The sequence below is a fragment of the Oleiphilus sp. HI0123 genome (genome assembly GCF_001635315.1).
In genome coordinates this window covers 1-1,942 of the sequence record NZ_LWGE01001494.1, presented here as the reverse complement: position 1 = coordinate 1,942, position 1,942 = coordinate 1, and the positions used below count along the sequence as shown (strand labels likewise).

General features: G+C 44.7%; 2 protein-coding genes. Both read left to right on the top strand.

From position 1 onward, the window contains the following. Nucleotides 1-1,541: phosphoenolpyruvate--protein phosphotransferase (gene ptsP, locus A3761_RS19755; protein ID WP_068750738.1), on the top strand; the 1,541-nt coding region annotated here is incomplete at its 5' end. An 89-nt stretch (nt 1,542-1,630) separates the two neighbouring features. Continuing rightward, nucleotides 1,631-1,942 (top strand): patatin-like phospholipase family protein (locus A3761_RS19750; RefSeq protein ID WP_197473132.1); only part of this gene is annotated, 312 nt, incomplete at its 3' end.

The window sequence follows — 1,942 nt, the reverse complement described above, 5'->3', positions numbered from 1 at the left end:
TGTTTGATGTCTATCTTGGTATGTTGGATGACAATGCTCTGGCAGGAGAAGTGATCACCCAGATAAAAGCCGGGAAGTCTGCCCAAACCGCATTAAAAAATACCATTAGTGAATATGCACGTCATTTTGAAATGATGAATGATGCCTATCTCAGCGAAAGAGCTGTAGATATAAAAGATCTGGGTTGCCGTATACTTTCATACCTGCAAACAGCGGATAAAAAACAGCATGACTATCCCGATAATGCGATCCTGGTCAGTGAAGAATTAACCCCTACTATGTTGGGTGAAATTCCGAAAGAGAAGCTACTCGGTCTTGTTTCGATTAAAGGCTCAGGAAATTCTCACGTAGCAATCTTAGCCAGAGCGATGGGGATTCCCACTGTCATGGGTGTGGTGGATATGCCACTCACACAGCTGGACGATAAAGAGTTAATAGTCGATGGCTACAATGGTGATATTTTTGCCTGCCCTTCTGAAGAGCTGCGTGGCTACTATGAGCAGATCGTCGAAGAAGAGAAGGCGCTGGATCAAGGCTTAGAGAAGTTAAAGAGCCTACCCTGCGAAACTAAAGACGGGCATCGCATCTGTGCCTGGGTGAATACCGGTTTAATGACTGATGTTGTTCGTTCACTGAATCAAGGCGCTGAAGGTGTTGGTCTATATCGAACTGAAGTGCCATTCATGATCAATGAGCGTTTCCCAAGTGAGCAAGAGCAGATGGACTGCTATCGCGAGCAACTGGAAGCGTTTGCACCGAATTATGTCACCATGCGTACCTTGGATATTGGCGGAGACAAAGCTTTATCCTACTTTCCGATCACAGAAGAAAACCCCTTCCTGGGTTGGCGAGGAATTCGTGTAACTCTGGATCACCCAGAGATATTTTTGGTACAAATGAGGGCTATGCTGAAGGCGAGTGTGGGCCTCGATAATCTGCGTATTATGCTACCGATGATCTCAAATGTTAACGAGGTTGAGGAAGCGCTACATCTTATTTATCGTGAATATCATGAAATCTGTGCTGAAGGTTATGACATATCTATGCCTCAAATCGGTGTCATGATAGAAGTACCTGGTGCAGTGTATCAAGTGAAAGAGCTTGCTGAACGAGTTGACTTCTTGTCAGTTGGTTCAAATGACTTAACCCAATACCTATTGGCGGTGGACCGAAATAATCCGCGTGTTGCCTCGCTTTACCATTCTTTTCACCCAGCTGTACTTCAAGCGTTATATAAGATTGCTCAGGATACCGCTGATCTACCCGTGCAGTTGAGCATTTGTGGAGAGTTGGCCGGTGACCCGGCTGGTGCCGTCCTATTGCTGGCGATGGGGTATGATGCTTTGTCTATGAACGCCTCAAATTTGCTTAAGGTTAAATCTGTTATTCGTGATATCGATATGACTTGGGCGAAAGACTTGTTAGATAGTGTTTTAGCACTGGATTCGCCCTACATTATCCAGAGTACGCTTAATTTGGCTTTAAAAGAAGCGGGCTTTAGCCGTTACCTACGACCTAGCAAAATTGGTGAGGAAAACTAGTCTGCTGCTTCCTAGTGTGAATACTCTAGTAATTATATTTACGCTTACTATTTTTAGAATTGATTAAATTGGACGATAGAGGTTATTGAATGTCTGAGGCGCAGCCAACAGAAAACAAAAAACTAACGTTGGGGATTGCACTCGGTGGCGGTGGCCCATTAGGTGGCATATATGAGATAGGGGCACTGCGTGCGATTGACGAGGCGCTCGAAGGGCTCGATTTCAATGACTTAGATATCTATGTAGGTGTAAACTCAGGCTCTTTTGTCGCAGCGAATCTAGCGAACCAGATGACTCCTGCACAAATGTGCCGAATCTTTGTGCGTAATGAGGCTGATGTTCACCCTTTTCATCCTGAAGTCTTTTATAAGCCGGCTTTTTCAGAATATACGCGTAGAATA